We start from the raw sequence: 23,297 nt of genomic DNA on the forward strand, positions 1-23,297 counted from the left end.
GCACAGTATTGATCTAGAGGTGTTTGTGACTGGCAAGAGAATGCGCGTCGGCTGGCGCGGCTACATCCCCGCGATCACGACGCCCTTCGACGTCGATGGACAGCTTGACCTGCCAGGCCTCGGGACGTTGCTGGAATGGCTGCACGCTGAGGGCATGCACGGTCTGGTGGTGGCCGGAACCACGGGTGAGTGGACCAGTCTGGCCCCTCAGGAGCGCAAGGCCCTGATCACCGCCGTCGGCAAACAGATGAAGGGCAAGATCTCTCTCATCGCCGGTTGCACCGCCTTTACCGCGCAGGAGGTTGTCGATTTCGCCGAGACCGCCCACGCCTGCGGTTACGAAGGCGTGCTGGTGACGCCTCCGCCCTATATTCGCCCGTCAGCCGATGAGATCGTCAGCTTCTATCAGACGGTGTCGGACGGGTCGGCCCTGCCGATCTGCGTCTACAACTGGCCTCCGGGCACGGGCGTCGACATGGACTTCGACCTGTTGCGCCGTCTGGCCAACATCGAGAACGTCGTCGCCATCAAGCAGTCGACGGGCGACCTGCGCCGCTTCGTCCAGACCTATTTCGGGCTGTGCGAGCAGATCCGCGTTTTCGGCCACAGCATGGACGACGGCGGTCTGGCCTTGTTAAGGGGCGGGGGCGGCGACGGCACCATGGGGGCCGGCGGCGTATTGGGGCGGACCCAGCCGGATTTCTACAATCACGTCTGGGCCGGGGATTTCGAGGCGGCGCGCGCCTGCGGCCGTCAGGACCGGGTCATCATGGACGCTTGGTATACCTCTGAGCTTGTCGGCCGCTTCGGGTCGGGGCCCGCCATTCTGAAGGCGGCGCTCAACATTCAGGGCCTGCCGGGCGGCTATGTGCGCCGTCCGCTGCTGGACGTGCGCCAAGCCGATCTGGAGCGCATTCGCGAGACCCTGGCGTCGCTCGGGCGCGCCTGATCAATGGAGCGTCTGGACGTCGTGGTGATCGGCGGCGGCCTGGTCGGCGCCGCTACGGCGTTCAGGCTCGCCCAGGCCGGGGCCTCGGTGGCCGTCGTGGAGGCGGGCTATCCTAATGTCGGCGCGTCCGGCGCCAATGCGGGGTCTCTGCATTTTCAGCTGGAGCGCCGCTTCCTGGAGAACGGCGAGGCGCTGGCCGATCAGGCCGCGCAGGTGTTGAGCCTCAACCGCCTCGCGATCGAGGAGTGGCAGGAGCTGGACGCCGAAATGGGGCCGGATCTTCATATCCACATGCGCGGGGGCCTGATGGTCGCCGAGACGGCGGACCAGGTCCGCACGCTGGAGCGCAAGGTCGCCCGCGAGGTCGAGGGCGGTCTGGACACCCGGCTGATCGACCGCGCCGAAGCGCGAAGCATTGCGCCGGGATTATCCGAAGCCGTGACGGCGGCGGCCTATCTCGCCTCGGAAGGCCATGCAGACCCGAAGGCCTTGACCCCGGCCTTCATGACGCGCGCCCAGTCGGCGGGCGTCCAACTGCTGCAGGGCGCGCGCCTGACGGCTGTCGGTTCGGATGCGCAGGGCTATCGGCTGACCGTGCGCCGCGGCGAGGCGGACATCGAACTTGCGACCCGCAAGGTGTTGATCGCGGCGGGCGCCTGGACCGGTCGGATCGGCGAACTGTTCAACCTGCATCTTCCCATCTATCCGGTCGCGCTGCTGATGAATGTGACGGAGCGCGCGCCGCCCATGCTGGAGCAGTTGATCCAGCACGTCGGTCAACGGCTGTCGATGAAGCAGGCGCACGCCGGAAACGTGCTGATCGGCGGGGGGTGGCCGTCTCGTATGCAACTGGACGCCATGGGCCGGTTCGACCTGGACCGACCGGCGGAGCTGCTGACGTCGTCGCTTGCGGGCAATCTGGGGGTCGCCTCGCGCATCTTTCCGCCGGTCGCCGAGCTCAATCTGATCCGCAGCTGGACCGGGATCACCGCCATCACTGCGGATCAGAGCCCGTTGGTCGGCGAAGTGCCTCAGGCGCCGGGCGTCTATGTGGCGGCGGGCGGTTCGGCCTTCACCCTGGGGCCGGTGTTCGCCCGTCTTCTCGCCAGACTGATCCTGGATGAGCGCGAGGATCGCCTGTCGATCTTCTCTCCGGCGCGCTTCGGCCACCTCAACAGCTTCATGGGAGGTAGGCTTGCGTAAGACCGAGGGCGTGTCGCGCGGGGAGCCCTTCGCCTTCAGCGTCGACGGCGACATGATCCGGGCCTATCCGGGAGAGACCATTGCGGCGGCCATGCTGGCCGCTGATGCGGTGGGGTTTCGGCGTGATCGATCGGCGCGCGCGCGCGGCCTGTTCTGCAACATGGGCGTCTGCGGCGAATGTCTGGTCCATGTGCGGGACGGCGACGTTTCGCGACGCCTTCGCGCCTGCCTGGTTCCGGCTGAACCCGGAATGACGGTCGAGACGGGGATCGGCGAATGAGTTCGTCCCTCAGCGGCGCGAGTCCAGATTACGACCTGGCCGTAATCGGCGCAGGACCGGCGGGGCAGGCGGCGTGCCTGAGCCTCAACGGGGCCTTGCGGATCGCCGTCATCGACGAACAGGCGCGGCCGGGCGGCCAGATTCTGCGTCAGCCGCCGCGCGCGTTTTCGGTCGCCGACTGGATGAGGGGCGGGGCCTATCGCGGACTGAAGGCGCGGCTGGCCGCCTTTGAGGCCTTATCGAACGTCGACTTCATGGGCGGGCGCTCGGTGCTTGGCCTGCGCGAGGCGGGCGGCGCGTGGACGCTGACCCTGTCCGGCGCCTCGGGCGTCGAAGAGGTTTCGGCGCGCCGGGTGCTGATCGCCGGCGGCTGCTACGATCTTGCCGCGCCCATCCCCGGCTGGACCCTGCCGGGCGTCATGAGCGCGGGCGGGACGCAGGCCTTCATCAAGAGCCAGCAACTGGTCCCCGGCAAGCGCCTGGCGTTCGCGGGCAGCCACCCGCTGCAACTGCTTGTGGCTGAGCAGGCTCTGGAGGCGGGCGGCGAGGTGGCCGTGGTCGCCTTCATCCAACCCTTCTCGACGCTCGTGCGGCGCGCCCTCGCCCGGCCCTGGACGGCTCTGACGCATTGGCCCGTTCTGCTCTCGGCGCTCGGCAGCGCCTGGCGCCTTCTCAGGGCGGGCGTTCCCCTGCGTTTCGGCCGAGCGGCGCTGAGCGTCGAGGGGCAGGGCAGGGTCGCCGCCCTGCGTCTGAGCGAGACGGAGCGGTTCGACTGCGATGCGGCCGCTCTCTGTTTCGGCTTCATGCCCCAGGCGGACCTTCCGCGCGCGGCGGGCCTGCAGGTGACGCCCGCCAGACCCGGGGGCTGGAAGACGAGCCACGACGAATGGATGCGGGCCTCGCGCCGGGGCGCCTATGTCGCGGGCGAGACCACAGGCGTGAAGGGCGCCGAAGCGGCGTCGGCCGAAGGCGCTCTGGCCGGTCTGGCGGTCGCCCTGGACGAAGGCCTTATCGATCAGGATGAAGCGCGTCGTCGCGCCCGGCCCTGGCGCAAGGCGCGCGAGGCGGCGATGCGGTTTTCGGCCCTGCTCGAGGCCGTCGCCGACCCGGGGCCGTTCAGCGCCCGCCTGCCTGATGCGGACACGATCATCTGCCGCTGCGAGGATGTGGTTCTGGGCGATCTGCAGGCCGCGCTGGCGCGCTGCGACGAGGTCGGTTCCGTCAAGCTGGCGACCCGATGCGGCATGGGCGCGTGCCAGGGCCGAAACTGCGAGCATAGCCTTTTGAGCCTGGCCGGAGAGCCGCATTCCGAACGCTCAGCGTTCACGGCGCGCTTTCCTGCAAGGCCTGTCAGAGTCGGCGATCTCGCCGCTCGTTGATTGCGTTCAGCGCAACGATTTTTCCAAAAGCAGTCATTGTTTGCGGCGGCAGAACGCCACAAAACTGTCTTCATCAAAAGTCGGAACACGTTGCAATGGAGGGGAGCGTGGCCGGAAATACTCGCGATGAGGGGAGGCCCTTGTTCACGGTGGACCATGTGTCCAGGACCGTGCCTGACCTCGATCAGGCGCTGGCGTTCTACTGCGGCGTTCTGGGGGCGGACGAGCTTTACCGCATGGGTCCGATGGACGCGGCTGAGATGCCGACGGGCCCGGATGGGCGCGACTGGATGGAGGCCCACGTGGGCGTCCGGGGCGCGCGTCTGACCCTGGCGATGATCGCCTTTACGGGCGGCGCCCGCGTCCAGCTGGTGCAATACGACAGCCCGGATGGGCGACGGATGGAGCCGCCGCTCAACTGCGACATCGGCGGGCATCACATCGCATTCCGGGTCGATGACGTTCCCGCCGCCGCCGCCTGGCTGGCGGAGCGGGGCTGCAAGCCGCTGGACCCCATCGAGATCGACGCCGGGCCGCTGGCGGGCAAGACCAACCTCTACATCCAGGATCCTTTCGGGCTGCAGCTCGAACTCGTCGACTAGCCGGGAGGGCGACATGGCGACCACGAAAATCAATCCATCAGAGCTCTACGACAGCACGCCTTTCGGCTTCTCTCATGCGGCCGTTCAGGACGGGGGCAGGGTGCTGCATCTCGCCGGCCAGGTCGCCTGGGACGCCGATTGCAATGTCGTGGGCGTCGGCGACTTCGCCGCCCAGGTCGACAAGGCGCTGGCCAACATCGCGGCGGTGCTCGCACATTCCGGTCTGGGTCCGTCGGATGTCGTGCGGCTGCGGACCTACATCGTCGATAACGACATGGAGCGCCTCGGCGCCGTAGTCGGCGCCCTGAAGCGCTTTTACGGCGACGAGACGCCGGCGCCCAACACGGTGGTCGGGGTGCAGTCCCTGGCCCTGCCGGACTTCCTCGTCGAGATCGAGGCCATCGCCCAGTTCCGCGATTAAGGCCGCGTCCGCGCGCGCCTGATCGCTCATTCCTTCACGCTAAATTCCCTTGGAGTTCCTTCGTTGACTTCTCCCAACACGCGTCAGTGTTTGCTGACATCCACTGTTATCGGCGGTGTCGCCGCCCTGACGGCCTTCGCCGCCCAGCCTGCCGCCGCCATGGTTCAGGACGAACCCACCTCGGTCAGCGAGATCGTCGTCACGGGTTCGCGGATTGTCCGAAAGGACTATAATTCGACCAGCCCCATCGTGACTGTCGGCCAGGAAGACCTGCAGGCGACCGGATCGGTGACGGTCGAAAGCCTGATGAACGATATGCCGCAGTTCATGCCCGGCAACAGCCACGGCTCGGTCAACCCGGGCAATGGCGGTCAGGCGAACCTGAACCTGCGCGGTCTGGGCAGCAACCGGACCCTCGTTCTGATGAACGGTCGCCGTATCGTGCCGTCGAACGCGGACGGCACGGTCGACGTCAACCTGATCCCGGCGGCCCTGATCAAGAACGTCGAAGTCATCTCGGGCGGCGCCTCGGCCACCTATGGCTCGGACGCCCTGGCCGGCGTGGCCAACTTCACCCTGAACGACAGCTTCTCCGGCGTTCAGATCGACGCCCAGTACGGTCAGACGGAACGCGGCGACGGCACGACCGAGAGCTTCACCATCACGATGGGCGGCAACCTGGACGACGGTCGCGGCAATGCGGTGCTGTCGATCGGCCGTTCGACCCGTTCGGCGATCATGAGCAATGCGCGCGGCTTCTCGCGTGTTTCGGGCCGCAACAGCGTCTCGCCGCTGGGCGTCACGACCTTCGACTCGACCAACCTGCCGAGCCAGGCCTTCATCAACAGCTATCTGAACTGCGCCAGCTGCGTCACCCCGACCGGCGAGTTCGGCTACAACACCGACGGTTCGCTGTTCAGCCACGTCGGCGCCTACAACTTCAAGAGCCCCGGCGGCGCCGAGTGGGACGCCTATCACCAGCCGGGCGTGGCCTGGGCCTACAACACCGGCGCGACCGGCATGCTCAGCATTCCGCTGGAGCGCTGGAACGCCTTCTCGGCGGTCCGCTATGATCTGACGGACTCGGTCGAGCTGTACGGCAACGTCCTGTACACCCAGTACAGCTCGGACGTGATCCTGGCGCCGACGCCGATGCCGGGGCCGTCGCCGACGTACGGTTTCCGCGTGCCGACGACCAACCCGTTCATCTCGCCCGACCTGCGCGCCTTCCTGGACGCGCGTCCGAATCCGACGGCCTCCTTCGGTCTGAACAAGCGCTTCAACGCCATCGGCGGCCGCCTGGCCGAGGACAGCACCACGGTCTATCAGGTGACGACCGGCGTGCGCGGCGCTCTGCCGTTCGGCGACTGGCGCTATGACGTCAGCGCCCAGTACGGCCGCGTCGACAACCAGACGCAGCAGTCGGGCAACGTCTCGCGTTCCGCCGTTCAGCGTCTGCTGGATGATCCGGCCGGCGGCGCCAATCTGTGCGAAGGCGGCTTCAACCCGTTCGGCCTGACGCAACTGTCGCAGAGCTGCATCAACTACATCAACCGCAACAGCAAGAACGCGACCCTCAGCGAGCAGAGCGTCGTCGAGGCGACCATGCAGGGCGGTCTGTTCCAGCTGCCGGCCGGCGAAGTCCGCGTCGCCCTGGGCGCTCAGTATCGCGAAGACACCTTCGCCTTCCGTCCGGACGCCGGCCTGTCGCAGAGCAATCCGATCGTCGACCACCTGGGCGCGGACGGCCTGCCTGACGGCGGCAAGATCGGCGGCGTGGAAGTCGCCGGCTTCAACCCGGTTCAGCCCCTGACCGGCTCGACCAACTCGACCGAAGTCTTCATCGAGGCCCTGATCCCGATCCTGGCCGATCAGCCGTTCGTCCAGTCGCTGGACCTGAACCTGGGCTATCGCTACGCCGACTACAGCACCGTCGGCGGGGTTTCGGCCTATAAGGCGGACATCGACTGGGCCGTTGTCGATGGTCTGCGTGTTCGCGGCGGCGTCCAGCGCGCCGTGCGTGCGCCCTCCATCGGTGAACTGTTCGGCAACCGCGACATCAGCTCGCCGCAGATCGGCAGCCCGGTGAACGCCGCAGGCCAGGCCGTCTATGGCGGCGACCCGTGCGACATCCGCGGCGCCTACCGCAAGGGACCCGATGGGGCCAAGGTCCGCGACCTCTGCATCGCCCAGGGCCTGTCGGCGGCCGCTGTCGACAGCTATGTCTTCAACAGCACTCAGATTCAGGGCTTCGTCGGCGGCAACCGCAACCTGAAGGAAGAGACGGCGGACACCTGGACGCTGGGCTTCGTCTATCGTCCGCAACTGGAAAACCCGCTGTTCTCGCGCCTGTCGACCTCGCTCGACTACTACAGCATTGAGATCACCGACGTGGTCGGCACCATCACGGCGGCGAACCAGCTTCAGGGCTGCTTCAACGCCACGGGCGTGACGAACACCAGCTATGACGCCAACAACGGCTACTGCCAGCTGTTCCGCCGCGACGCCATGACGGGCAACGTGGTGGACAGCCTGGGCCTGCAGCAGAACCTGGCCACGCTGAAGACCTCTGGCGTCGACCTCCAGGTCGACTGGGGCTTCGACCTGATGGACGCTGGCATGCCCGACTGGGGCGCCCTGAACCTGAACTTCGTGGTCGGCTGGATGGATAGCTGGCAGCGCCAGGATGCTGCGGGCGGTCCGTTCAACGAGCGCGCAGGCACCATCGACTCCACCAACGGCTTCACCTTCCCGGAATGGAAGTTCCTGACCTCGGTCAACTATTCCAAGGGGCCGTATGGTGTGGGCGCCCGCTGGCGTCGGGTCGGCGAGGTGGATATCTACCGCACTGATAACAAGCTGGATGCGATCAACTACTTCGATCTGCTGGGCACCTGGGAAGTGAGCGACCGCGTCGTCCTGCGCGCGGGCGTGAACAACCTGACCGACCAGGACCCGCGCACCTGGTCGCCGGGCATCCAGGCCAACACCGATCCCTCGACCTACGACATCCTGGGACGGCGCTACTTCGTGGGTCTGACGGCTAAGTTCTGACCCCGATCAGGCGCGGCGGCGACGGTTCGGCCATCCTCCTGAGGCCGTCGTCGTCGCGCTTTGAATTCTGAGCGGGACGTATGAGTTGAGGGAACCGAGTATGAGAAGACGTGAACTCCTTTTGGGCGTGGCCGGTGCGGCGGCGCTCAGCATCGCCGCCGCATCGCCCGCTGCGGCGGCATGGCGCCAGACGGACGCGCGCGAGCGGTTCGCGGCCCTCGTCAAGGAGAGCCAAAAGGCGGACGACGCCCTGAATCCGCTGCGCCTGGCGCGACGGGGGCAGCGGCCGACCGGCGACGTCTTCATCGACCCTCAGGGCGAGGCCTACGCCCGGCAGTTCGGCACCCAGAAGCGGGCGGAGCTGAACGCCCTGTCGGCCATCGACCGTGCGTCCCTGCCTGAGGGCGATCAGATCGCCTATGACGTCTTCCGCTATCAGGCGGAAAAGGCGGTCGAAGAGATCGACAGCGGCCTGCATGCGATCCGCAACAAGGCGCCGCTGAACGCCTCGTTCGGCCTGCACGTCGAATTCCCCGACTATATGACCAGCGCCCAGTTCAAGTCGGTTCAGGACTATGAGCTGGGTCTGGCCCAGCTTGAAGGCTTCACCGCCTTCATGAACGACACGGTGAAGCGTCTGGAGCAGGGGATGGCCGAGGGCTATCACCAGCCGAAGATCGTGGTGACCAATGTCCTGGCGCAGGTCGAGGCCTTCCTGGCCCTGCCGGTCGAGGACAATCCCCTCTATGCCCCGGCGACGCGCTTCCCCGACGCGATCGGGGCGGCCGACCGCACGCGACTGGAGGCGGCCTATCGCAAGGCGGTCCAGGACGGCGCCTATCCCGCTTATGACCAATGGCGCGTCTTCCTGCGCGAGCGGTATCTGCCGACCGCGACCGACGGAGCGGGCCTGTGGGCGATGAAGGACGGCGCGCGCGTCTATGCGGCGGATCTGGTGCGCCACACCACGACCACCATGAGCGCGGAAGAAATTCACCGTCTCGGCGTGTCGGAAGTAGCCCGTATCCGCGCCGAGATGGAGGAGTCGCGCAAGGCGGCGGGCTTCACCGGCGATCTGCCCGCCTTCTTCGAACACATCCGCACCGAGCCGAGCTTCTACTACACCGAGCCGAAGGACCTGATCGACCACTTCGAGCGGATCGAGGCCAAGGTCTGGCAACGGATGCCCGAACTGTTCTCGCGCCGCCCGCGCGCCGAGTTCGAGGTCCGTCCGCTGCCCGCGCTGGGGGACCAGCGCGGCACGGGCTATTACCGCTCGGGTCCGCCGGACGCTTCGGAGCCCGGCGTGCTATATTTCAACATGGCGATGCTGAACACGCGCCCCATCCCGACGCTGGAGACCCTGGCGCTGCACGAAGGCGTGCCGGGGCACCACTATCAGTCGTCGCTGGTGCAGGAAGACGAAAGCCTGCCGGATCTGCTGCGTTTCCGCCTGGCGCCCGCGACCGCCTATACCGAAGGCTGGGGCCTCTATGCGGAGTCTCTGGGCAAGGACCTGGGCCTGTTCACCGACCCTTATCAGTGGTTCGGCCATCTCGACATGGAGATGCTGCGCGCCGTGCGTCTGGTGGTCGACACCGGACTTCACGCCCTGCGTTGGGACCGCCAGCAAGCCATCGACTACATGCTGGCCAACACCTCGATGGCGCAGCGCGACGTGGTGGTCGAAATCGACCGCTACATCACCAACGCCGGTCAGGCCTGCGCCTATAAGGTGGGCGAGCTGAAGCTTCAGGAACTGCGCGGCCGGGCGACCCAAAAGCTGGGCGACCGGTTCGATATCCGCCATTTCCACGATCAGGTGCTGGACACCGGCGCCCTGCCGCTGGACGTGCTGGAAGCCAAGATCGACCGCTGGCTGGCCGCCGCCGCCTAAGCGGGCGGGACTGAAGGGGAGCAGGGCATGAACAGACGGCAGATGCTGACGGCGGCGGCTGGGACGGCCGCCCTGGCGGCGGCGCCCGCGGCCGCGGCTTTCGACAGCGCCGACGGTCGGCTGGCGGCGTTGTTGGAACGGCACGCCCGCTCCCTTCAGGCGTTCGACGGAGGCAGCGAGGCGGATCCGCTGGGCGACCGCTCCGTCGCCGGACGCGCCCGTTTCCGGGCTGAGAACACGCAAAGGATCGCCGAGCTTCAGCGCGTCGATCGCGCGGCCCTGTCGCCCGCAGCCCGCATCGACCGGGATACGGCTGCCTTCGTCTACGGCGTTCTGGACGATCATCTGGCGCGGCCGGGGACGGTGGACCTGGATCTGCGGCCCAGCCCCTATGTCGTCAGTCAGATGAACGGCGCCTACTACTGGTCGCCGCCGCGGATCGGCGCGCGGGCGATCAAGGGTAGAGAGGTCTATCTGGACGGCGTCGCCGCCCTGGCGCGCGGCATCGAGCAGGAGAGCGAACGCATCGTCCACGACGCAGGCCAGGGCGTCATTCCGCCGGACTTCATTCTGGCGATGACAGCGGCGCAGGTGAGGGCTCTGCGCGACAGCGCGCCGCAGGCCAACCCCGTCCTGGCCCCGGCGTACCGCACCGACGAAGCCCTGGGCGAGGAAGGGGCCGCCCTGTTCCGCAGGATCGTCGCCCCCGCGCTGGACCGTCAGGCGCGGGCGCTGGACGCCCTTGTCGGGCGCGCGTCGGACAAGGCCGGGGTCTGGGCGCAACCGGACGGCGAGGCGCTCTATACCTCGTCGCTGTACGCCAACATCACCATTCGGCGAGAGCCGGGCGAGTTGCATCGTCAGGGTCTGGAGTGGGTGGCGGCCCTGTCGGCCGAGATCGACGCCGATCTGAAACGACTGGGGATGAGCCAGGGTTCGGTCGGCGAACGCATCGCCGCCCTGAACCTCGATCCGCGTTTCCTGCAGCCGAACACCGACGCCGGGCGGGCCGAGGTTCATCGTCAGGCCGAAGCCTATCTGGCGGCGTCGCGGGCGCGGGCGTCGCGGGCCTTTACTCATCTGGTCGATACGCCGGTCGAGGTTCGCCGCATGTCGACGGCCACCGAGGACAGCTCTCCCGTCGCCTTCTACAACGGGCCGTCGGGCGGCGCGCCGGGCGGGGTGCTGCTGAACCTGAAGACGCCCAGCGATCTGCCGTCCTGGCGCCTGCCTACCTTGATCCATCACGAAGGCGTGCCGGGCCATCACTCTCAGGCGGCGGTGCTGGACGAGGTCGGCGGCTTGTCGGCCTTCCGGCGCGCAGCGCGCTTCTCGGCGTGGACCGAAGGCTGGGCCCTCTACGCCGAAGCCATGTCGGACGAGATCGGCGCCTATGAGGCCGATCCCTACGGCCGGATCGGCTATCTGCAGGCGCAGCTCTGGCGCGCGGGTCGCGTGGTGGTCGACACCGGTCTGCACCACGAGCGCTGGGACCGCGAACAGGCCGTCGCCTATATGGTCGACACCGTCGGCGAACTGCGCGGACCGACCGAGCGCGAAGTGAACCGCTACTGCGTCTACCCCGGCCAGGCCTGCTGCTTCATGGTCGGCAAGCAACAGATCGTCGCCTCGCGCGAGGCGGCGAGACAGGCCATGGGCGGTCGGTTCCGCCTGGGCGACTATAACGATCTTGTACTGCGTTCCGGCCCCTTGCCGATGGAAGTCCTGGACGCCCTTGTTCAGCAATGGAGCGCCGCCTGATGCGTCGTCGTGATCTCCTGGTCGGCGCTGCGGCGCTCGGCATGGCTTCTCCTCTGGCGGCCTGCGCTACGGGCGCCGCTTCGACCGTTTCGCCCGGCGCGACGATGGGCGCGGCGATGGGCGGGGGGGCCGACGACGCCCGTCTGGCCGCCATGCTCGAACGCCATGCCCAGGCTCTGCGGGCCGAGGAGGGCGGCGGGGACCGTCTGGCCGATTATTCGCTGGCGGCCCGCGCTCGCCACGGACAGGCGACGGCCCAACGACTGGCGGAACTGGGCGCGGTGAACCGCGCGGCGCTCTCGGCCGCTGCAGCTCTGGACTACGACACGGCCCGCTTCGTCTATGAGGCGATGGCCGATCAGTATGGACGTTACGGCTTCTCGGACATCAATCTGCGGCCCAGCCCCTATGTCGTCAGCCAGATGAACGGCGCCTACTACTGGCTGCCGGACGGCATCGGCGGCCGCTCGCCGATGAAGGACGCGGCCGACGCCGATCGTTATCTCGACAAGCTGAATCAGTTCGCTGTCGCCCTGGATCAGGAGACCGAGCAGATCGGCCATGACGCCGGGCTCGGCGTCGTTCCGCCCGACTTCATTCTGGCCAAGACCCTGGCGCAGATCGCGGCTCTTCGGGATTCTTCGCCGACGGGCAACGCATTGACGGCGCCCGCGCTGGAGCGTGCGCACGAAGCTGGAATCGCCGGTCTGGACACGCGCGCGGCGGCGATCTTCGTCGAGCGGATCCGGCCCGCGCTACAGCGCCAGAGCGAAGCCCTGGCCGCCTTGCAGCCCCGCGCCGACGCCCGCGCCGGCGTCTGGGCCAAGCCGGACGGCGAGGCCTATTACGCCTCTGCGCTTCATTCCAACACCACCGCCAGCTACGCGCCGGGCGAACTGCATCAGCTGGGCCTGTCATGGGTCGCCGAACTCTCGGCCGAAATCGACCGGCTGCTCAGAGCCGAGGGTCTGACGCAAGGGGAAGTCGGCGCTCGCATGGCGGCTCTGGATCGCGACCCGCGCTTCCTCAAGCCGGATACGGAAGCCGGGCGTCAGGAAATCATCGACTACGCCAACCAGCGGCTGAACCGCGTCAAGGGCCTGTTGTCGCGCGGTTTCACCGTGACCCCGGATCGGCCCGTCGAGGTGCGCCGCGTCTCGCCCGCCATCCAGAACGGCGCGCCCGGCGGGTTCTACAGCGCCAGCAGCGATCCCGCCCAGCCGTCGATCATCTACATCAACCTGCGCTCGGTCGAGGAAAACGCCCTGTGGCGCATTCCGACCCTGCTGCACCACGAAGGCGTGCCGGGGCACCATTTCCAGGACAGCGTCCTGCGCGAGGCGGGCGAGCTGTCGCTGTTCCGGCGGACGGTCCGTTTCTCGGCCTGGACGGAAGGCTGGGCGCTTTACGCCGAGCAGTTGGCCGACGAAATCGGCGCCTATGAGGGCGATCCGGTCGGCCGGATCGGCTATCTGCAAGGGCAGCTTTTCCGGGCCTGCCGCGTGGTCGTCGACACCGGCATCCACCATGCGCGCTGGACGCGAGAGCAGGCGATCGACTGGATGGTGACCCACGCGGGCGAGCATCGCGACGCCGCCGAGCGCGAGATCGACCGCTACTGCGTCTATCCGGGCCAGGCCTGCAGCTTCATGGTTGGCAAACAGCAGATCGCCGCCTCGCGTGAGGAGGCAAGGCGTCGCCTTGGGGCGCGCTTCGACCTGCGCCGGTACAATGATTTCGTCCTGGCCTCCGGGCCTCTTCCCATGGATGTTCTGGCAGCAGCGGTGCGCTTGACCTAGGCCGTCCAGGTTCGGATCAGGCGTATTGGTCTTTGCACATCGATGCTGTTCTCGTTGCCGGTAGCTTGATCGAGGGGGCGCTGGCGACGGAACGTGCGCGCTCGGTAAAGGCTGGCGCACTCGCCGCGTGACGTGAATTCTCACCATTACCCGAGCGGTAGCGCGCGGCGCGGCGGGCCCCTTCCTAATGACGCCGTCACGTGCGCTATGCAGGCATCGCTCATGGGCCTGTCAGGCAACGGTTTCGCCGTGGGCGGGTTAGTTTTTCATGCGCGGCGAACTGAAGACCTATCAGGCCAAGCGGCGGTTCGAGCAGACGCCCGAACCGAAGGGCGCTCAACGCGCAGGCGAAAAGGACGCGCGGCGTTTCGTGATCCAGCGCCATGCGGCCACGAGGCTCCACTACGACTTCCGCATCGAGGCGGATGGGGTGCTGAAGTCCTGGGCGGTGACCAAGGCCCCGTCGCGTGATCCGGCGATCAAACGCCTGGCGGTCGAGGTCGAGGACCATCCGCTAGATTACGGCGACTTCGAGGGGACGATTCCGGCGGGCAATTACGGGGCCGGGACGGTGCAACTGTGGGACGTCGGCAGTTGGGAGCCGCAGGAGGCGGACCTGGAGGCGGCCTGGGCGCGCGGCCAGATCAAGATGATCTTGCACGGCGAGCGGCTGAAGGGGAAATGGGCGTTGATCCGGTTGAAGAGCGATCGGGGCAAGCCGTCCAAGCGCAACAACTGGCTGCTGCTGAAGGAGAAGGACGAACACGCCGTCGCCGGCGAAGGCGACGCCCTGGCGCAGATCGACGCCTCGGTGACGACCGGACGCTCGCTGGTCCAGATCGCCGAGGGCGACGCGCAATGGACGTCGTCCAAACCGACCCGCCGCAAGGCGCCGCCCAAGCCTGCGCCGTCCAAGGCGACGTCCAAGGCGAAGCGGCCGCACGCCTTTGTCCCGATCCAGCTTTGCAAGGCTGTCGATCATCCGCCCTCGGCGACGGGTTGGGCGCATGAGATCAAGTTCGACGGCTATCGGTTGCAGATCGGTATCGGCGGCGGCCAGGCGGTGCTGAGAACCCGAAAGGGTCTGGACTGGAGCGACCGGTTTCCCGAGTTAGCGACGGATGCGGCGGGCTGGCCCGATGCGGTGATCGACGGCGAACTGTGCGCGCTCGACGATGATCACATGCCCGACTTCAGCGCGCTTCAGGCGGCGATATCCGAGGGAGAGACGGACCGGCTCGTCTACTTCGCCTTCGACCTGTTGTTCGAGGGGGCGGAGGATCTGCGCAAGCTGCCCCTGTCGCACCGCAAGGCGCGGCTGCAGGCCTATATCGACCGACTCGGCGCGAAGAAGGCCGCGCGTCTTCGCTATGTCGAGCATTTCGCCTCGACGGGGCAGGCGGTGCTGGAAAGCGCCTGCCGGATGCATCTGGAAGGCGTGATCTCCAAGAAGCTGGATGCGCCCTATCACGCGGGCCGGTCGTCAAGCTGGGTGAAGTCCAAATGCCGGGGCCGCGATGAGGTCGTCATCGGCGGCTGGTCGTCCGAAGGCGGCAGCCGATTCCGCTCGCTGCTGGTCGGGGTGCGCGAGAAGGGCGGCATGAAATACCTCGGCCGGGTCGGCACGGGTTTCGGCGAGACGGCGACGCGGTTGCTCATGCCCGCACTGAAGGCCGAGGCGGCGGACAAGAGCCCCTTCGTCGGTCCCGGCGCGCCCAAGGGGGGAAAGGACATCCACTGGGTAAAGCCAAGGCTGGTGGCCGAGATCGAACACGGCGGCTACACTGAATCCGGCGCCTTACGGCACGCGGCGTTCAAGGGGCTGCGCGACGACAAGACGGCCGAGGACGTCACGGACGCGCCGCAAGCGCCGGCCGCGCCGCAGGCCCCGAGAAAGAACGGCAAGGTCTCGGTAGCGGGCGTGGCCATATCCAGCCCCGACAAGGTGCTGTGGCCGGGCTCGGACGGTCGACCGCCCATCACCAAGGCCGACCTGGCGCGCTATTACGAGGCGGCGGCCGAGCGGCTTCTGGCTCATGTGGCGGACCGGCCCGTCTCGATCATCCGCGCCCCCGACGGCATAGAGGGCGAGACCTTCTTCCAGCGTCACGCCATGGCCGGGTCCAACCCCCGGCTGAAGCTGATCGACGTCAAGGCGCGCACGCCCTACGTCGCCGTGGTCGATGTCGGCGGTCTGGCGGCCGTGGCCCAGTCCGGTGGACTGGAGCTGCACCCCTGGGGCTGCAAACCCGGCGATCCGGAAACGCCCGATCAAATCACTTTCGATCTGGACCCCGACGAGGGGCTGGACTTCGACGACGTGATCGCCGCCGCGCTGGTGGTCAGAGCCAAGCTGGAGGCGCTGGGGCTCAACCCCTTCGTCAAGACGACGGGCGGAAAGGGGCTGCACCTGGTCGTGCCGATCCGCGCCGACGGCCGCTCGCGCGTCACCTGGGATCAGAACAAGGCCTTCGCCAAGGCCGTGTCCGAGGCGATCAAGGTCGAGGCGCCGGACCGTTTCACCACCACCCTGGCCAAGAAGGCGCGGGGCGGAAAGATATTCATCGACTATCTGCGCAACGGCCGGATGGCGACCGCCGTGGCGCCCTGGTCGCCGCGCGCCCGGCCAGGCGCGGGGATCGCTTTTCCGCTGTCGTGGGAACAGGTGACGCCGGGGCTGAACCCGGCCGACTATAATCTGTGGGTCTGGCCCGAACTGCTGCAACGACCCGACGCCTGGTCGGGCTTCCGCGACAGCGCCGTCAGCCTGAGACCCGCGCTGCGCAAGATGGGCGTGGAATGATCCTCAGGCGGTCTTCTTGCGCGGCGCCGACTTGGAGGTTGATTTGGAGGCGGGCTTCTTGGCCGCCGGCTTGCGGGCGCCGCTGGCCGAGCCTTTCAGGCTGTTCTTCAGCGCCGCCATCAGGTCGATGACGTTGGTGTCGTCCGGCTCGGCCACGTCGACCAGACCCTTGCCCCCCTTGGTCTTGGCCTTGATCATCTCGCGCAGGGCGTCGTCGTAGCGATCCTTGAAGGCGGTCGGGTCGAAGTCGGCTTCCTTCTGGGCGATGATGCGGGCGGCGATCTCGACCATGTCCGCGTCGGCCTTCACCTTGGGAATGTCGTCGAAATAGTCGTCGGCGTCGCGCACCTCGTCATGGGCGCGCAGGGTGTAGGCCACCAGGCCCTTGCCGCGGACCTCCAGCGCCAGCTGGCGCTCCTTGCCGCGCAGAACGAGCTGGCCCAGCGCCACCTTGCCCTGCTTCTGCATGGCGTCGCGGATCACGGCGAAGGCCTCGACGCCCGCGCCCTTTTCCGGAACGACGAAGAAGGGATCGTCCCAGTAGAGGCGGTCGATGTCGGACTCGTCGACGAACTTGTCGATGGAAATGGTCTTGGTGCTGTCGAGCCGCACCTTGTCGAAGTCAGCGTCGTCGAACAGGACGTATTCGTCCTTGGACACCTCATAGCCGCGCACCAGATGGCTGCGCTCCACCGGTCCCGCGTCGGGATCGGTCGGCACCATGCGGATGCGGTTGTGCGTGTCGGGGTTGATCAGGTGGAAGCGCACGTCGGAGGCGCTGCTAGTCGCGGTGTAGAGCGCCACCGGGCAGGTGACGAGCGACAGCTTCAGATGTCCTTGCCAGGTCGGGCGAGCAGCCATGTGATCCTCCATCGGCAAAAGGAATGCGCGGCGAGACGATCCGTTCGCCTCGAGGCCAGCATCAACGCTGCGTCGCGGTAGAGACGAGCAGCGCGAACCGCTTCCATGGGACGCTCCGCCAGCCCGCAGTCGCCTGGACTGAGGCGAGGGCGGGATCTGCGCGGGAGCCGAAACCGGACGGCGGCGTTGCATGGTCATGACGACGATCCAGGACGCCGCCAGGGCCGACGACAGCGCCTACCTCCGCGATCTGGGCCGAGCCTTCGGCGGCGCCCTGCTGTTCAGCCTGCCGCTGCTTATGACGATGGAGATGTGGGCGCTCGGTTTCTCTGCGGAACCGGAGCGGCGTCTCGTCTTTCTGCTGGCGGCCCTGCCGGTGCTGTTCGGGCTGGCGCACTATGCCGGGTTTTCGGCGCGCCGCGGTCTGGTCAACACTGCGCTGGACACCCTGGTGGCACTGGCGGTGGGCTTCGTCACCGCCGCTGCGCTTCTGATGATCTTCAATGTGCTGGATTTCAGTTCACCGGCGTCCGCCGTGGGGCAGATGTCCCTGCAGGCGGCGCCCGCCGCCTTGGGCGCTCTGGCGGCGCGACGCCAGCTGTCGGGCGATCCGGACGAGGGCGATGAGGATGAGGCATCCTATCCGGGCGAACTGTTCCTGATGCTGGTCGGCGCCCTCTACTTCGCCCTGAACCTGGCCCCGACCGAGGAGATGCGGCTGATCGCCTATATGGCGTCGCCGCTGGGCGCCCTGGGCGTGCTCGTTCTCTCGGTGGTCCTGCTGCACCTGATCGTCTTCGAAGCGGGTTTCGCCGGACAGGAACAGGCGGAGACGCCGATCCGGGCGTTCTTCGACTTCACCCTTCCCGGCTACGCCCTGTGCCTGCTGGCCAGCCTCGCCATGCTGTGGGTGTTCGGAGGAGCGGACGGCCATGGCCTTCAGGCCCTTATGGCCAATGTCATCATCCTCGCTTTTCCGGCGGCGATCGGCGCTGCGGCAGCGCGGCTTCTGGTGTAGCCGTGACCGACAAGAAGAAGCAGAAGACAGGAAGAAGGGGCGTGTCGCGGCTGCAGCGCGCCTGCGCCTTGGCTGGATTTCTGATCACGCTCGCCGCAGCGGCTGTATTGGCGCGAGCGGCCTTCACCGTTCCGGCGCCGGCGACGCTGACGATCAGAAGCGAGGCGGTGCGACCTTCGTCCGGCGGGTGGGTAGTCGACGTCGTTGTCGCCAATCACGGCGACCTGGCCGCAGCCGCCGTGGACATCGAGGGCCGGGTCGGCGACGAACGGTCCGGCGCCTCGCTCGACTATGTGCCGGGGCGGGGAGAGAAGAAGGCGAGCCTGGTCTTCTCGCAGACGGACAAGCCCGATCCGGCCCTACGCGTGCTGGGCTGGTCAGAGCCCTGACGCGCCGGCCGGCGTTGTTTGCCGCGCCCGGTCGCCGCCCTCGTCAGTGCGTCGCGCCGCAACGACATGACCCGGCGGTCAGCTTGGGCACATCGAGAATCGAAGCTTTGCCGCGGGTAAACCGCACGCCGCCCATCGCCTGCAGGCTGCGCGCCGCCGCATTGATGCTGGTGCGCTGGACGCCAAGCATGGCCGCCAGCTGGGCCTGATTCAGGCGAAGCGGTGCGCCGTTTCCGCCGAGATGCAGGCGAAGCAGCCATTTCGCCAAGCGTTCCGAGACCCGGTGGGAGGCGTTGCAGGCGGCTTCCTGTTCCAGGAAGGTCAGGCGCTGGACTGCCTGCAGCGCCACGAAACGCGCCAGCCAGTCATAACCCAGCGCCTCGCGGGCGGCTGTGGCGGGAACGCGGAACACCCGCACGTCCAGCACCGGTCGCACCTGGGCTGCGCTGCCGCTGAAGCCGAGGGCGTGCTCCCAGCCGTAGACGGCGCCGGATACGACCTGCGCGACGCAAACCTCGCTATCGGCCGGGAAGGCGCCCAGTACGCCCGAGAGCACAAACCAGAGATGGTCTCTGTCCAGGGGCTGAGGCGCATCGCTCCGGAGCTCGATTTCCGTCCCTTCCGCGAGCAGGCGCCGCCGCGTGTCCGGCGGCAAGGCGCGATACACCGGATGATCGCCGATATGCGCGCGCGCACGCCCGTTCAGCGGGATGGATGGGGACGGCGTGGCGGCCGAATCTGCAGGCATGGGCCCTCCTTGGAGGGAGAGCCCTGCCATGAGTGGCGAAGGGACCGCGCTTACATGGGTTAGTCGCCGAAGCTCCGCGTGTCCGCGAGAGCGTCGGCCAGTTTCAGCGGTGCTCCAGGCCTGCCAGGTCCGCTTGAGGCGCGATAATAGGAATCCGCGCACAACGTCCGCAGCTGGCGCCAGGTGGCCTTGCCTTCCAGCTGGAACAACTCAGCTTGGGTATAGCGGTCGGTGATCATAGCCTTGCGGATCTCGCTCGGGATGCGGAAGCGACCGCTGCGCGCCAGCTCAAAAGCCCGCTCGATGACTGGTGTCCTATTCACAATGCAAACTCCCCTGTGGCGCGAACTCAATGCGGCTGGCCGCAGGCGGTTCGATCTGTCGCCTTTGCGGCTTTGTGGAACCGGAGGCGGCCTAGCTTTGCGGCAACATTCGCCGCGCCGCAGCGTTGAGCATCGGCCAAGCGTAAGCGGAGCCATACCATGCCTGACCATAGCCGCCTGTTGGAGAAGAAGCTGGAGCGTCGCGACGACCTCGGCGAGGGCGAGCGGGAGGCCTTGCGAAGCGTATTGACCCATGTCGTGGCGAAGCCGGCGGGTTGCGACATCGTCTCCCAGGACGCCTTGGTCGATCATTCCAGCTTGGTCATCAGCGGGTTCTGCGCGAGGTATCGCGACCTGAGCGATGGGCGGCGTCAGTATACGCAGATCAATATTCCCGGAGATTTCATCGACCTACATGGCTTCGTGCTGAAGCGGGTCGATCACGGCGTCCGCGCGCTGACCGATTGTCTTGTCGCAGAGGCCCCTCACAATCGTTTGCGAACCCTGACCGAGCAGCATCCGCATCTGGCGCGACTGTTGTGGCTGGAGACGGTGGTGGACGCCGCCATGCACCGCGAATGGCTGCTGGCGCTGGGCCGGCAGGAGGCGTTGGAGCGGGCCGCCCTGCTGGTCTGTGAAATCTACGCCCGCCTTCAGACCGTCGGCCTCGCCCGCGACGGGGCGTTCCATTTTCCGATCATTCAAGCGGAGATCGCAAATCTGCTGGGCATGTCGGCGGTGCATGTGAACCGCACGCTGAAGGTCATGCGGGAGGCAGGGTGGCTGGAATGGACCGGCCCTGAGGTGCGCATCCTCGCCTGGGACCGACTGGCCGAGGCGGCCGAGTTCAATCCCGCCTACCTGCGATTGGAAAAGCTGCCGGTCTGAAGCCGGGTTCGCCCCGCCGACGACGCGGCGGGGCGGTCGGCCGTCAGGCGGCTTGCATGGCCTCCGCGTTGACCGCGGCGTCGGCGATGGCGGTCAGGTCCTCGTCCGTCTGGCTTTCCTCCTGGAGAGTCTCGTCCAGCAGTTTGACGGCGTCCTTCAACCCCAGCACCTGCGCCCACCGCTTCAGCGTGCCGTAGCGGGTGATCTCATAATGCTCCACCGCCTGCGCGGCGGCCAACAGGCCGGCGTCGAGCGCTGCCGTGCCCTTGTAGTCATCGGCGATTTCGTCGCCCTCGGCCAAGATGCCCTCGATGGCGTCGCAGGTCTTGCCGCGGGCGGGCTTGCCGATGATCTCGAACACTTGCTGCAGGCGTTCGATCTGCCCTTCCGTCTGCTCGCGATGTTTCTCGAACGCCGCCTTGAGCTCAGGAGATTGAGCCGCGCGGGCCATATTGGGCAGAGACTTCAGGATCTTCCGCTCGGCGTAATAGATGTCGCGCAGAGTGTCGTGAAACAGGGTCTGCAGTGTTTTCTCGGCCATGAGTGTCTCCTAAAAATGAGTGGGGGATCTTCGAAGCGGCGAATACGTGAGAGTGTTCCGGCGTGTCTGCATTTAGACAGAGCCTCTGCGGACGCTCTGCTTCCGCGACGGGTTTGACGTCAGCCGGCCAGGCTGGACTGCACCTGCTTCGCGCGCTGCAGGTGCGCTTCGATCTTGGGCAGGACGGTGCGGGCGTGTTCAGAAAGCGCCGGGGCGTCCGTCTTGTCCGAAAAACCGCGATGAAGCGTGACAGCTTCCTCGTGGGCGGCGACCTGTTGGTCGATATAGGTCTTGTCGAAATTCGCCGCATCGGCCGAGCGGAGGTTATCGATCAGGCCTTGGCGACGCTGATCCAGTGCGCTCGGCACGGCGGTGTCAGGCGCGGCCTGCGCGGCGGCGGTTTTCAGGGCGGTGGCGGCGGCCGTATGATCCGCCTTGATCATCTTGGCCAATTCCTTGACCTGGGCGTTCTGCGACCGTTCCAGGGCGATGTCGGCGGCCTGGATTTCGTACATGTCGCCCATGGCGGCGTTCGGAACATAGGCGCTGACCATGTTGGCGCCCATGGTGGCGGCTGAGGTCTGACCCACCGGTTCGGAAACGGCGTCCTGAACCTTGTCGACGGCGTCAGAGCCCTGTTGCTGGTTGCAGGCCGCCAGGGTGAGAGCGGCGGCCGAAACGGCCACGACGGCGACGGCTTGTTTGATCATAAGTGTCCTCCTTGCGATGGATCAGGATTTAGCGGCCATCCCCGGGGAGCCGGGGGCCAGTTCTTCGGCCTGAGTTCTGGGCGGCGGACCATCGGCCTGCTGCAGCCCATCGTCAGGCACGTCTCGAATGGACAGAATGGCTTCGTGCGCCCGCATCAGGGGCGCGGCGGCGTCGGCGGCCTGTGCGTCCGTGGGCGAGGCCACCCGCAGGGTCCGCTGGGGTCCGCTGTCGCTGCCGACGACGACTTCATAGAAGCGCATGACGGCCTCCCATGACGGCGGCGGCGGGCAGGCGAGTGCGAAGTCGGTTCATTCTTTCCTCCCTGTGACAGAACGTTAAGCGGCGAGGCGCGGGGCTGTTCCAAACGGTCAAGCTCGCAACCGCCGTCACATGGCGCGCTCCAGGGGCGCCTCCGTCCCCGTCATGCGCGGATCTGGGACCTTGGTCTGAGTGCGAAGAAAGCCGGTGGCGGCTGTAGCCAGATACACGACGATCAACAGCGCCAGGACGGCGCCTATAACCATCAGCAAGCGGCGCGGCTGTCGCAGGATCTGAGGCTTTTCCTTGTTCGCGAGGGGCAAGAGGGGACTCCTTTCGTCGCGAAGAGAAAGGAAAAGACGCGCCCCCTGTTCCGTATGGCGCCGGTCGCTTCTGGATTTTCGGGCGCTACGGATGAGAGCCGTCGTCACGCTGGCGAGTTGAACTGGGCGGGGAACGCTCGCCGCGGGTGCGACTTAGGTTGGCACGCCTTCAGTCGTTAAGAGGAGCCGCAATGTCCGACCGCCTGACCATGCAGGACCCCCGTCATCAGTATCCGCGCCCGCCGTTTCCGCGTCAGCCCCAGTCTGCGCCAGGCCTGGTCGCCAGTATGGAGCCCAAGCCGGATCACGGGGAGAAAAGCTATCAAGGCCACGGGCGGCTGAAAGGGCGACGCGCCCTGATCACCGGCGCGGATTCCGGCATCGGACGCGCAGTCGCTATCGCTTATGCTCGTGAGGGCGCCGACGTGGCGATCTCCTATCTGCCTTCGGAAGAAGCCGACGCGCGGGAGGTGATCGCCCTGATCGAGGCGGAAGGCGTCAAGGCGCTGGCTCTGCCCGGGGACGTACGCGACGAGGCGTGGAACGCCACCATGGTCGCGCGCACGCTGGACGCTTTCGGAGGCTTGGACATCTTGGTCGTTAACGCGGGCCGACAGCAGTTCCGCGAGAATGTCGAAGAGGTGTCGACCGATGATTTCGACGCGACCATGAAGACCAACCTCTACGCTTTGCACTGGCTGTGTCAGGCGGCGGCGCCCCATCTGCCTTCGGGCGCGGCGGTCATCACCACGGCTTCGATCCAGGCCTATGAGCCGTCGGACATCCTGCTGGACTACGCCACCACCAAGGGCGGGATCGTCACCTACACCAAGGCCCTGGCCAAGCAGTTGATCGAGAAGGGGGTGCGGGTGAACGCGGTGGCGCCGGGGCCCTTCTGGACGGTTCTGCAGCCCAGCGGTGGCCAGCCCCAGGAGAAGGTGGAGAAATTCGGCGCCCACAGCGCCTTCGGTCGCCCAGGCCAGCCGGTCGAGATCGCGCCCGTCTATGTGCTGCTGGCCTCGCAGGAAGCCAGCTTCGTCACAGGCGAGGTCTGGGGCGTGACCGGCGGGGCCGGGATCGCCTGAGCCT

General features: G+C 67.1%; 22 protein-coding genes. 15 read left to right on the plus strand and 7 right to left on the minus strand.

Annotated features, from left to right (window positions below):
• Positions 1-25: 25 nt before the first annotated feature.
• The 11 genes from DA69_RS02105 to ligD all read left to right on the plus strand — a co-directional run bounded on the left by DA69_RS02105 (position 26) and on the right by ligD (position 16,148).
• Positions 26-949, plus strand: coding sequence for a dihydrodipicolinate synthase family protein (locus tag DA69_RS02105; protein WP_025977698.1), 924 nt, complete (start codon positions 26-28; stop codon positions 947-949).
• 3 nt (positions 950-952) lie between these two features.
• Positions 953-2,152, plus strand: coding sequence for an NAD(P)/FAD-dependent oxidoreductase (locus tag DA69_RS02110; protein WP_025977697.1), 1,200 nt, complete (start codon positions 953-955; stop codon positions 2,150-2,152).
• Positions 2,145-2,432 carry a 2Fe-2S iron-sulfur cluster-binding protein gene (locus DA69_RS02115; protein WP_051582093.1) on the plus strand — a complete coding sequence of 96 codons (288 nt, stop codon included), beginning with the start codon at positions 2,145-2,147 and terminating at the stop codon, positions 2,430-2,432. The genes DA69_RS02110 and DA69_RS02115 overlap by 8 nt, the downstream gene beginning before the upstream one ends.
• Positions 2,429-3,811: an NAD(P)/FAD-dependent oxidoreductase gene (locus DA69_RS02120; protein WP_035302284.1), complete on the plus strand. Its 1,383-nt coding sequence runs from the start codon at positions 2,429-2,431 to the stop codon at positions 3,809-3,811. Before DA69_RS02115 ends, DA69_RS02120 begins: the two co-directional genes overlap by 4 nt.
• 149 nt (positions 3,812-3,960) lie before the next feature.
• On the plus strand, positions 3,961-4,413 hold the full coding sequence (locus DA69_RS02125) for a VOC family protein (protein WP_235599238.1): 453 nt from the start codon (positions 3,961-3,963) through the stop codon (positions 4,411-4,413).
• Between the two features lie 13 nt (positions 4,414-4,426).
• Positions 4,427-4,834 carry a RidA family protein gene (locus DA69_RS02130; RefSeq protein ID WP_025977693.1) on the plus strand — a complete coding sequence of 136 codons (408 nt, stop codon included), beginning with the start codon at positions 4,427-4,429 and terminating at the stop codon, positions 4,832-4,834.
• Between the two features lie 90 nt (positions 4,835-4,924).
• Complete coding sequence (locus DA69_RS02135) at positions 4,925-7,888, plus strand: TonB-dependent receptor domain-containing protein (protein ID WP_235599191.1); 2,964 nt, start codon at positions 4,925-4,927, stop codon at positions 7,886-7,888.
• Between the two features lie 100 nt (positions 7,889-7,988).
• Positions 7,989-9,785, plus strand: a complete 1,797-nt coding sequence (locus tag DA69_RS02140) for a DUF885 domain-containing protein (RefSeq protein ID WP_025977691.1) — start codon at positions 7,989-7,991, stop codon at positions 9,783-9,785.
• Between the two features lie 27 nt (positions 9,786-9,812).
• Positions 9,813-11,546 carry a DUF885 domain-containing protein gene (locus DA69_RS02145; protein ID WP_025977690.1) on the plus strand — a complete coding sequence of 578 codons (1,734 nt, stop codon included), beginning with the start codon at positions 9,813-9,815 and terminating at the stop codon, positions 11,544-11,546.
• Positions 11,546-13,345 carry a DUF885 domain-containing protein gene (locus DA69_RS02150; RefSeq protein WP_025977689.1) on the plus strand — a complete coding sequence of 600 codons (1,800 nt, stop codon included), beginning with the start codon at positions 11,546-11,548 and terminating at the stop codon, positions 13,343-13,345. Before DA69_RS02145 ends, DA69_RS02150 begins: the two co-directional genes overlap by 1 nt.
• Positions 13,346-13,613: 268 nt before the next feature.
• Positions 13,614-16,148 (plus strand): DNA ligase D, encoded by a 2,535-nt coding sequence (gene ligD, locus DA69_RS02155; protein ID WP_025977688.1) that lies wholly within the window; start codon positions 13,614-13,616, stop codon positions 16,146-16,148.
• 3 nt (positions 16,149-16,151) lie between these two features.
• Here ligD and DA69_RS02160 read toward each other — a convergent pair whose 3' ends face one another.
• Positions 16,152-17,009 carry a Ku protein gene (locus tag DA69_RS02160; RefSeq protein ID WP_025977687.1) on the minus strand — a complete coding sequence of 286 codons (858 nt, stop codon included), beginning with the start codon at positions 17,007-17,009 and terminating at the stop codon, positions 16,152-16,154.
• A gap of 196 nt (positions 17,010-17,205) precedes the next feature.
• Between DA69_RS02160 and DA69_RS02165 the strand changes: the two genes are divergently transcribed.
• Together DA69_RS02165 and DA69_RS02170 are read left to right on the plus strand one after the other, a co-directional pair.
• A complete protein-coding gene (locus DA69_RS02165) occupies positions 17,206-18,027 on the plus strand; it encodes a TIGR02587 family membrane protein (RefSeq protein WP_029972584.1) in 822 nt (273 codons plus the stop codon).
• Positions 18,028-18,029: 2 nt separating this feature from the next.
• Positions 18,030-18,416: a hypothetical protein gene (locus tag DA69_RS02170; RefSeq protein WP_029972583.1), complete on the plus strand. Its 387-nt coding sequence runs from the start codon at positions 18,030-18,032 to the stop codon at positions 18,414-18,416.
• Positions 18,417-18,459: 43 nt separating this feature from the next.
• On the opposite strand, the gene DA69_RS02175 is transcribed toward DA69_RS02170, so the two are convergent.
• The gene (locus tag DA69_RS02175) at positions 18,460-19,164 is read right to left on the minus strand and encodes a Crp/Fnr family transcriptional regulator (protein WP_025977684.1); all 705 of its coding nucleotides are present in this window, start codon (positions 19,162-19,164) and stop codon (positions 18,460-18,462) included.
• Between the two features lie 59 nt (positions 19,165-19,223).
• A complete protein-coding gene (locus tag DA69_RS02180; RefSeq protein WP_145915883.1) occupies positions 19,224-19,487 on the minus strand; it encodes a hypothetical protein in 264 nt (87 codons plus the stop codon).
• Between the two features lie 159 nt (positions 19,488-19,646).
• On the opposite strand from DA69_RS02180, the gene DA69_RS02185 reads away from it, so the two are divergent.
• On the plus strand, positions 19,647-20,375 hold the full coding sequence (locus DA69_RS02185; RefSeq protein ID WP_025977682.1) for a Crp/Fnr family transcriptional regulator: 729 nt from the start codon (positions 19,647-19,649) through the stop codon (positions 20,373-20,375).
• Between the two features lie 43 nt (positions 20,376-20,418).
• Here DA69_RS02185 and DA69_RS02190 read toward each other — a convergent pair whose 3' ends face one another.
• From DA69_RS02190 to DA69_RS02205, 4 genes are all read right to left on the minus strand, one after another.
• Positions 20,419-20,916 carry a ferritin-like domain-containing protein gene (locus DA69_RS02190; RefSeq protein WP_025977681.1) on the minus strand — a complete coding sequence of 166 codons (498 nt, stop codon included), beginning with the start codon at positions 20,914-20,916 and terminating at the stop codon, positions 20,419-20,421.
• 119 nt (positions 20,917-21,035) lie between these two features.
• Complete coding sequence (locus DA69_RS02195) at positions 21,036-21,626, minus strand: DUF4142 domain-containing protein (protein ID WP_029972582.1); 591 nt, start codon at positions 21,624-21,626, stop codon at positions 21,036-21,038.
• 21 nt (positions 21,627-21,647) lie between these two features.
• A complete protein-coding gene (locus DA69_RS02200; protein WP_025977679.1) occupies positions 21,648-21,887 on the minus strand; it encodes a hypothetical protein in 240 nt (79 codons plus the stop codon).
• Positions 21,888-22,013: 126 nt separating this feature from the next.
• Positions 22,014-22,208, minus strand: coding sequence for a hypothetical protein (locus tag DA69_RS02205; RefSeq protein ID WP_134581387.1), 195 nt, complete (start codon positions 22,206-22,208; stop codon positions 22,014-22,016).
• 191 nt (positions 22,209-22,399) lie between these two features.
• On the opposite strand from DA69_RS02205, the gene DA69_RS02210 reads away from it, so the two are divergent.
• Complete coding sequence (locus tag DA69_RS02210; protein WP_025977677.1) at positions 22,400-23,293, plus strand: SDR family oxidoreductase; 894 nt, start codon at positions 22,400-22,402, stop codon at positions 23,291-23,293.
• The last annotated feature ends 4 nt before the right edge of the window (positions 23,294-23,297 follow it).

The organism is Brevundimonas naejangsanensis, from assembly GCF_000635915.2.
GTDB classification, from domain to species: Bacteria; Pseudomonadota; Alphaproteobacteria; order Caulobacterales; family Caulobacteraceae; genus Brevundimonas; species Brevundimonas sanguinis.

Excerpts from the sequence above, each read along its gene's own strand:
- DA69_RS02110 (WP_025977697.1), top strand. The coding sequence starts at position 953 with ATGGAGCGTCTGGACGTCGTGGTGATCGGCGGCGGCCTGGTCGGCGCC.
- DA69_RS02120 (WP_035302284.1), top strand. The coding sequence starts at position 2,429 with ATGAGTTCGTCCCTCAGCGGCGCGAGTCCAGATTACGACCTGGCCGTA.
- DA69_RS02130 (WP_025977693.1), top strand. The coding sequence starts at position 4,427 with ATGGCGACCACGAAAATCAATCCATCAGAGCTCTACGACAGCACGCCT.
- DA69_RS02140 (WP_025977691.1), top strand. The coding sequence starts at position 7,989 with ATGAGAAGACGTGAACTCCTTTTGGGCGTGGCCGGTGCGGCGGCGCTC.
- DA69_RS02145 (WP_025977690.1), top strand. The coding sequence starts at position 9,813 with ATGAACAGACGGCAGATGCTGACGGCGGCGGCTGGGACGGCCGCCCTG.
- DA69_RS02150 (WP_025977689.1), top strand. The coding sequence starts at position 11,546 with ATGCGTCGTCGTGATCTCCTGGTCGGCGCTGCGGCGCTCGGCATGGCT.
- ligD (WP_025977688.1), top strand. The coding sequence starts at position 13,614 with ATGCGCGGCGAACTGAAGACCTATCAGGCCAAGCGGCGGTTCGAGCAG.
- DA69_RS02160 (WP_025977687.1), bottom strand. The coding sequence starts at position 17,009 with ATGGCTGCTCGCCCGACCTGGCAAGGACATCTGAAGCTGTCGCTCGTC.
- DA69_RS02165 (WP_029972584.1), top strand. The coding sequence starts at position 17,206 with ATGACGACGATCCAGGACGCCGCCAGGGCCGACGACAGCGCCTACCTC.
- DA69_RS02175 (WP_025977684.1), bottom strand. The coding sequence starts at position 19,164 with ATGCCTGCAGATTCGGCCGCCACGCCGTCCCCATCCATCCCGCTGAAC.
- DA69_RS02185 (WP_025977682.1), top strand. The coding sequence starts at position 19,647 with ATGCCTGACCATAGCCGCCTGTTGGAGAAGAAGCTGGAGCGTCGCGAC.
- DA69_RS02190 (WP_025977681.1), bottom strand. The coding sequence starts at position 20,916 with ATGGCCGAGAAAACACTGCAGACCCTGTTTCACGACACTCTGCGCGAC.
- DA69_RS02195 (WP_029972582.1), bottom strand. The coding sequence starts at position 21,626 with ATGATCAAACAAGCCGTCGCCGTCGTGGCCGTTTCGGCCGCCGCTCTC.
- DA69_RS02200 (WP_025977679.1), bottom strand. The coding sequence starts at position 21,887 with ATGCGCTTCTATGAAGTCGTCGTCGGCAGCGACAGCGGACCCCAGCGG.
- DA69_RS02210 (WP_025977677.1), top strand. The coding sequence starts at position 22,400 with ATGTCCGACCGCCTGACCATGCAGGACCCCCGTCATCAGTATCCGCGC.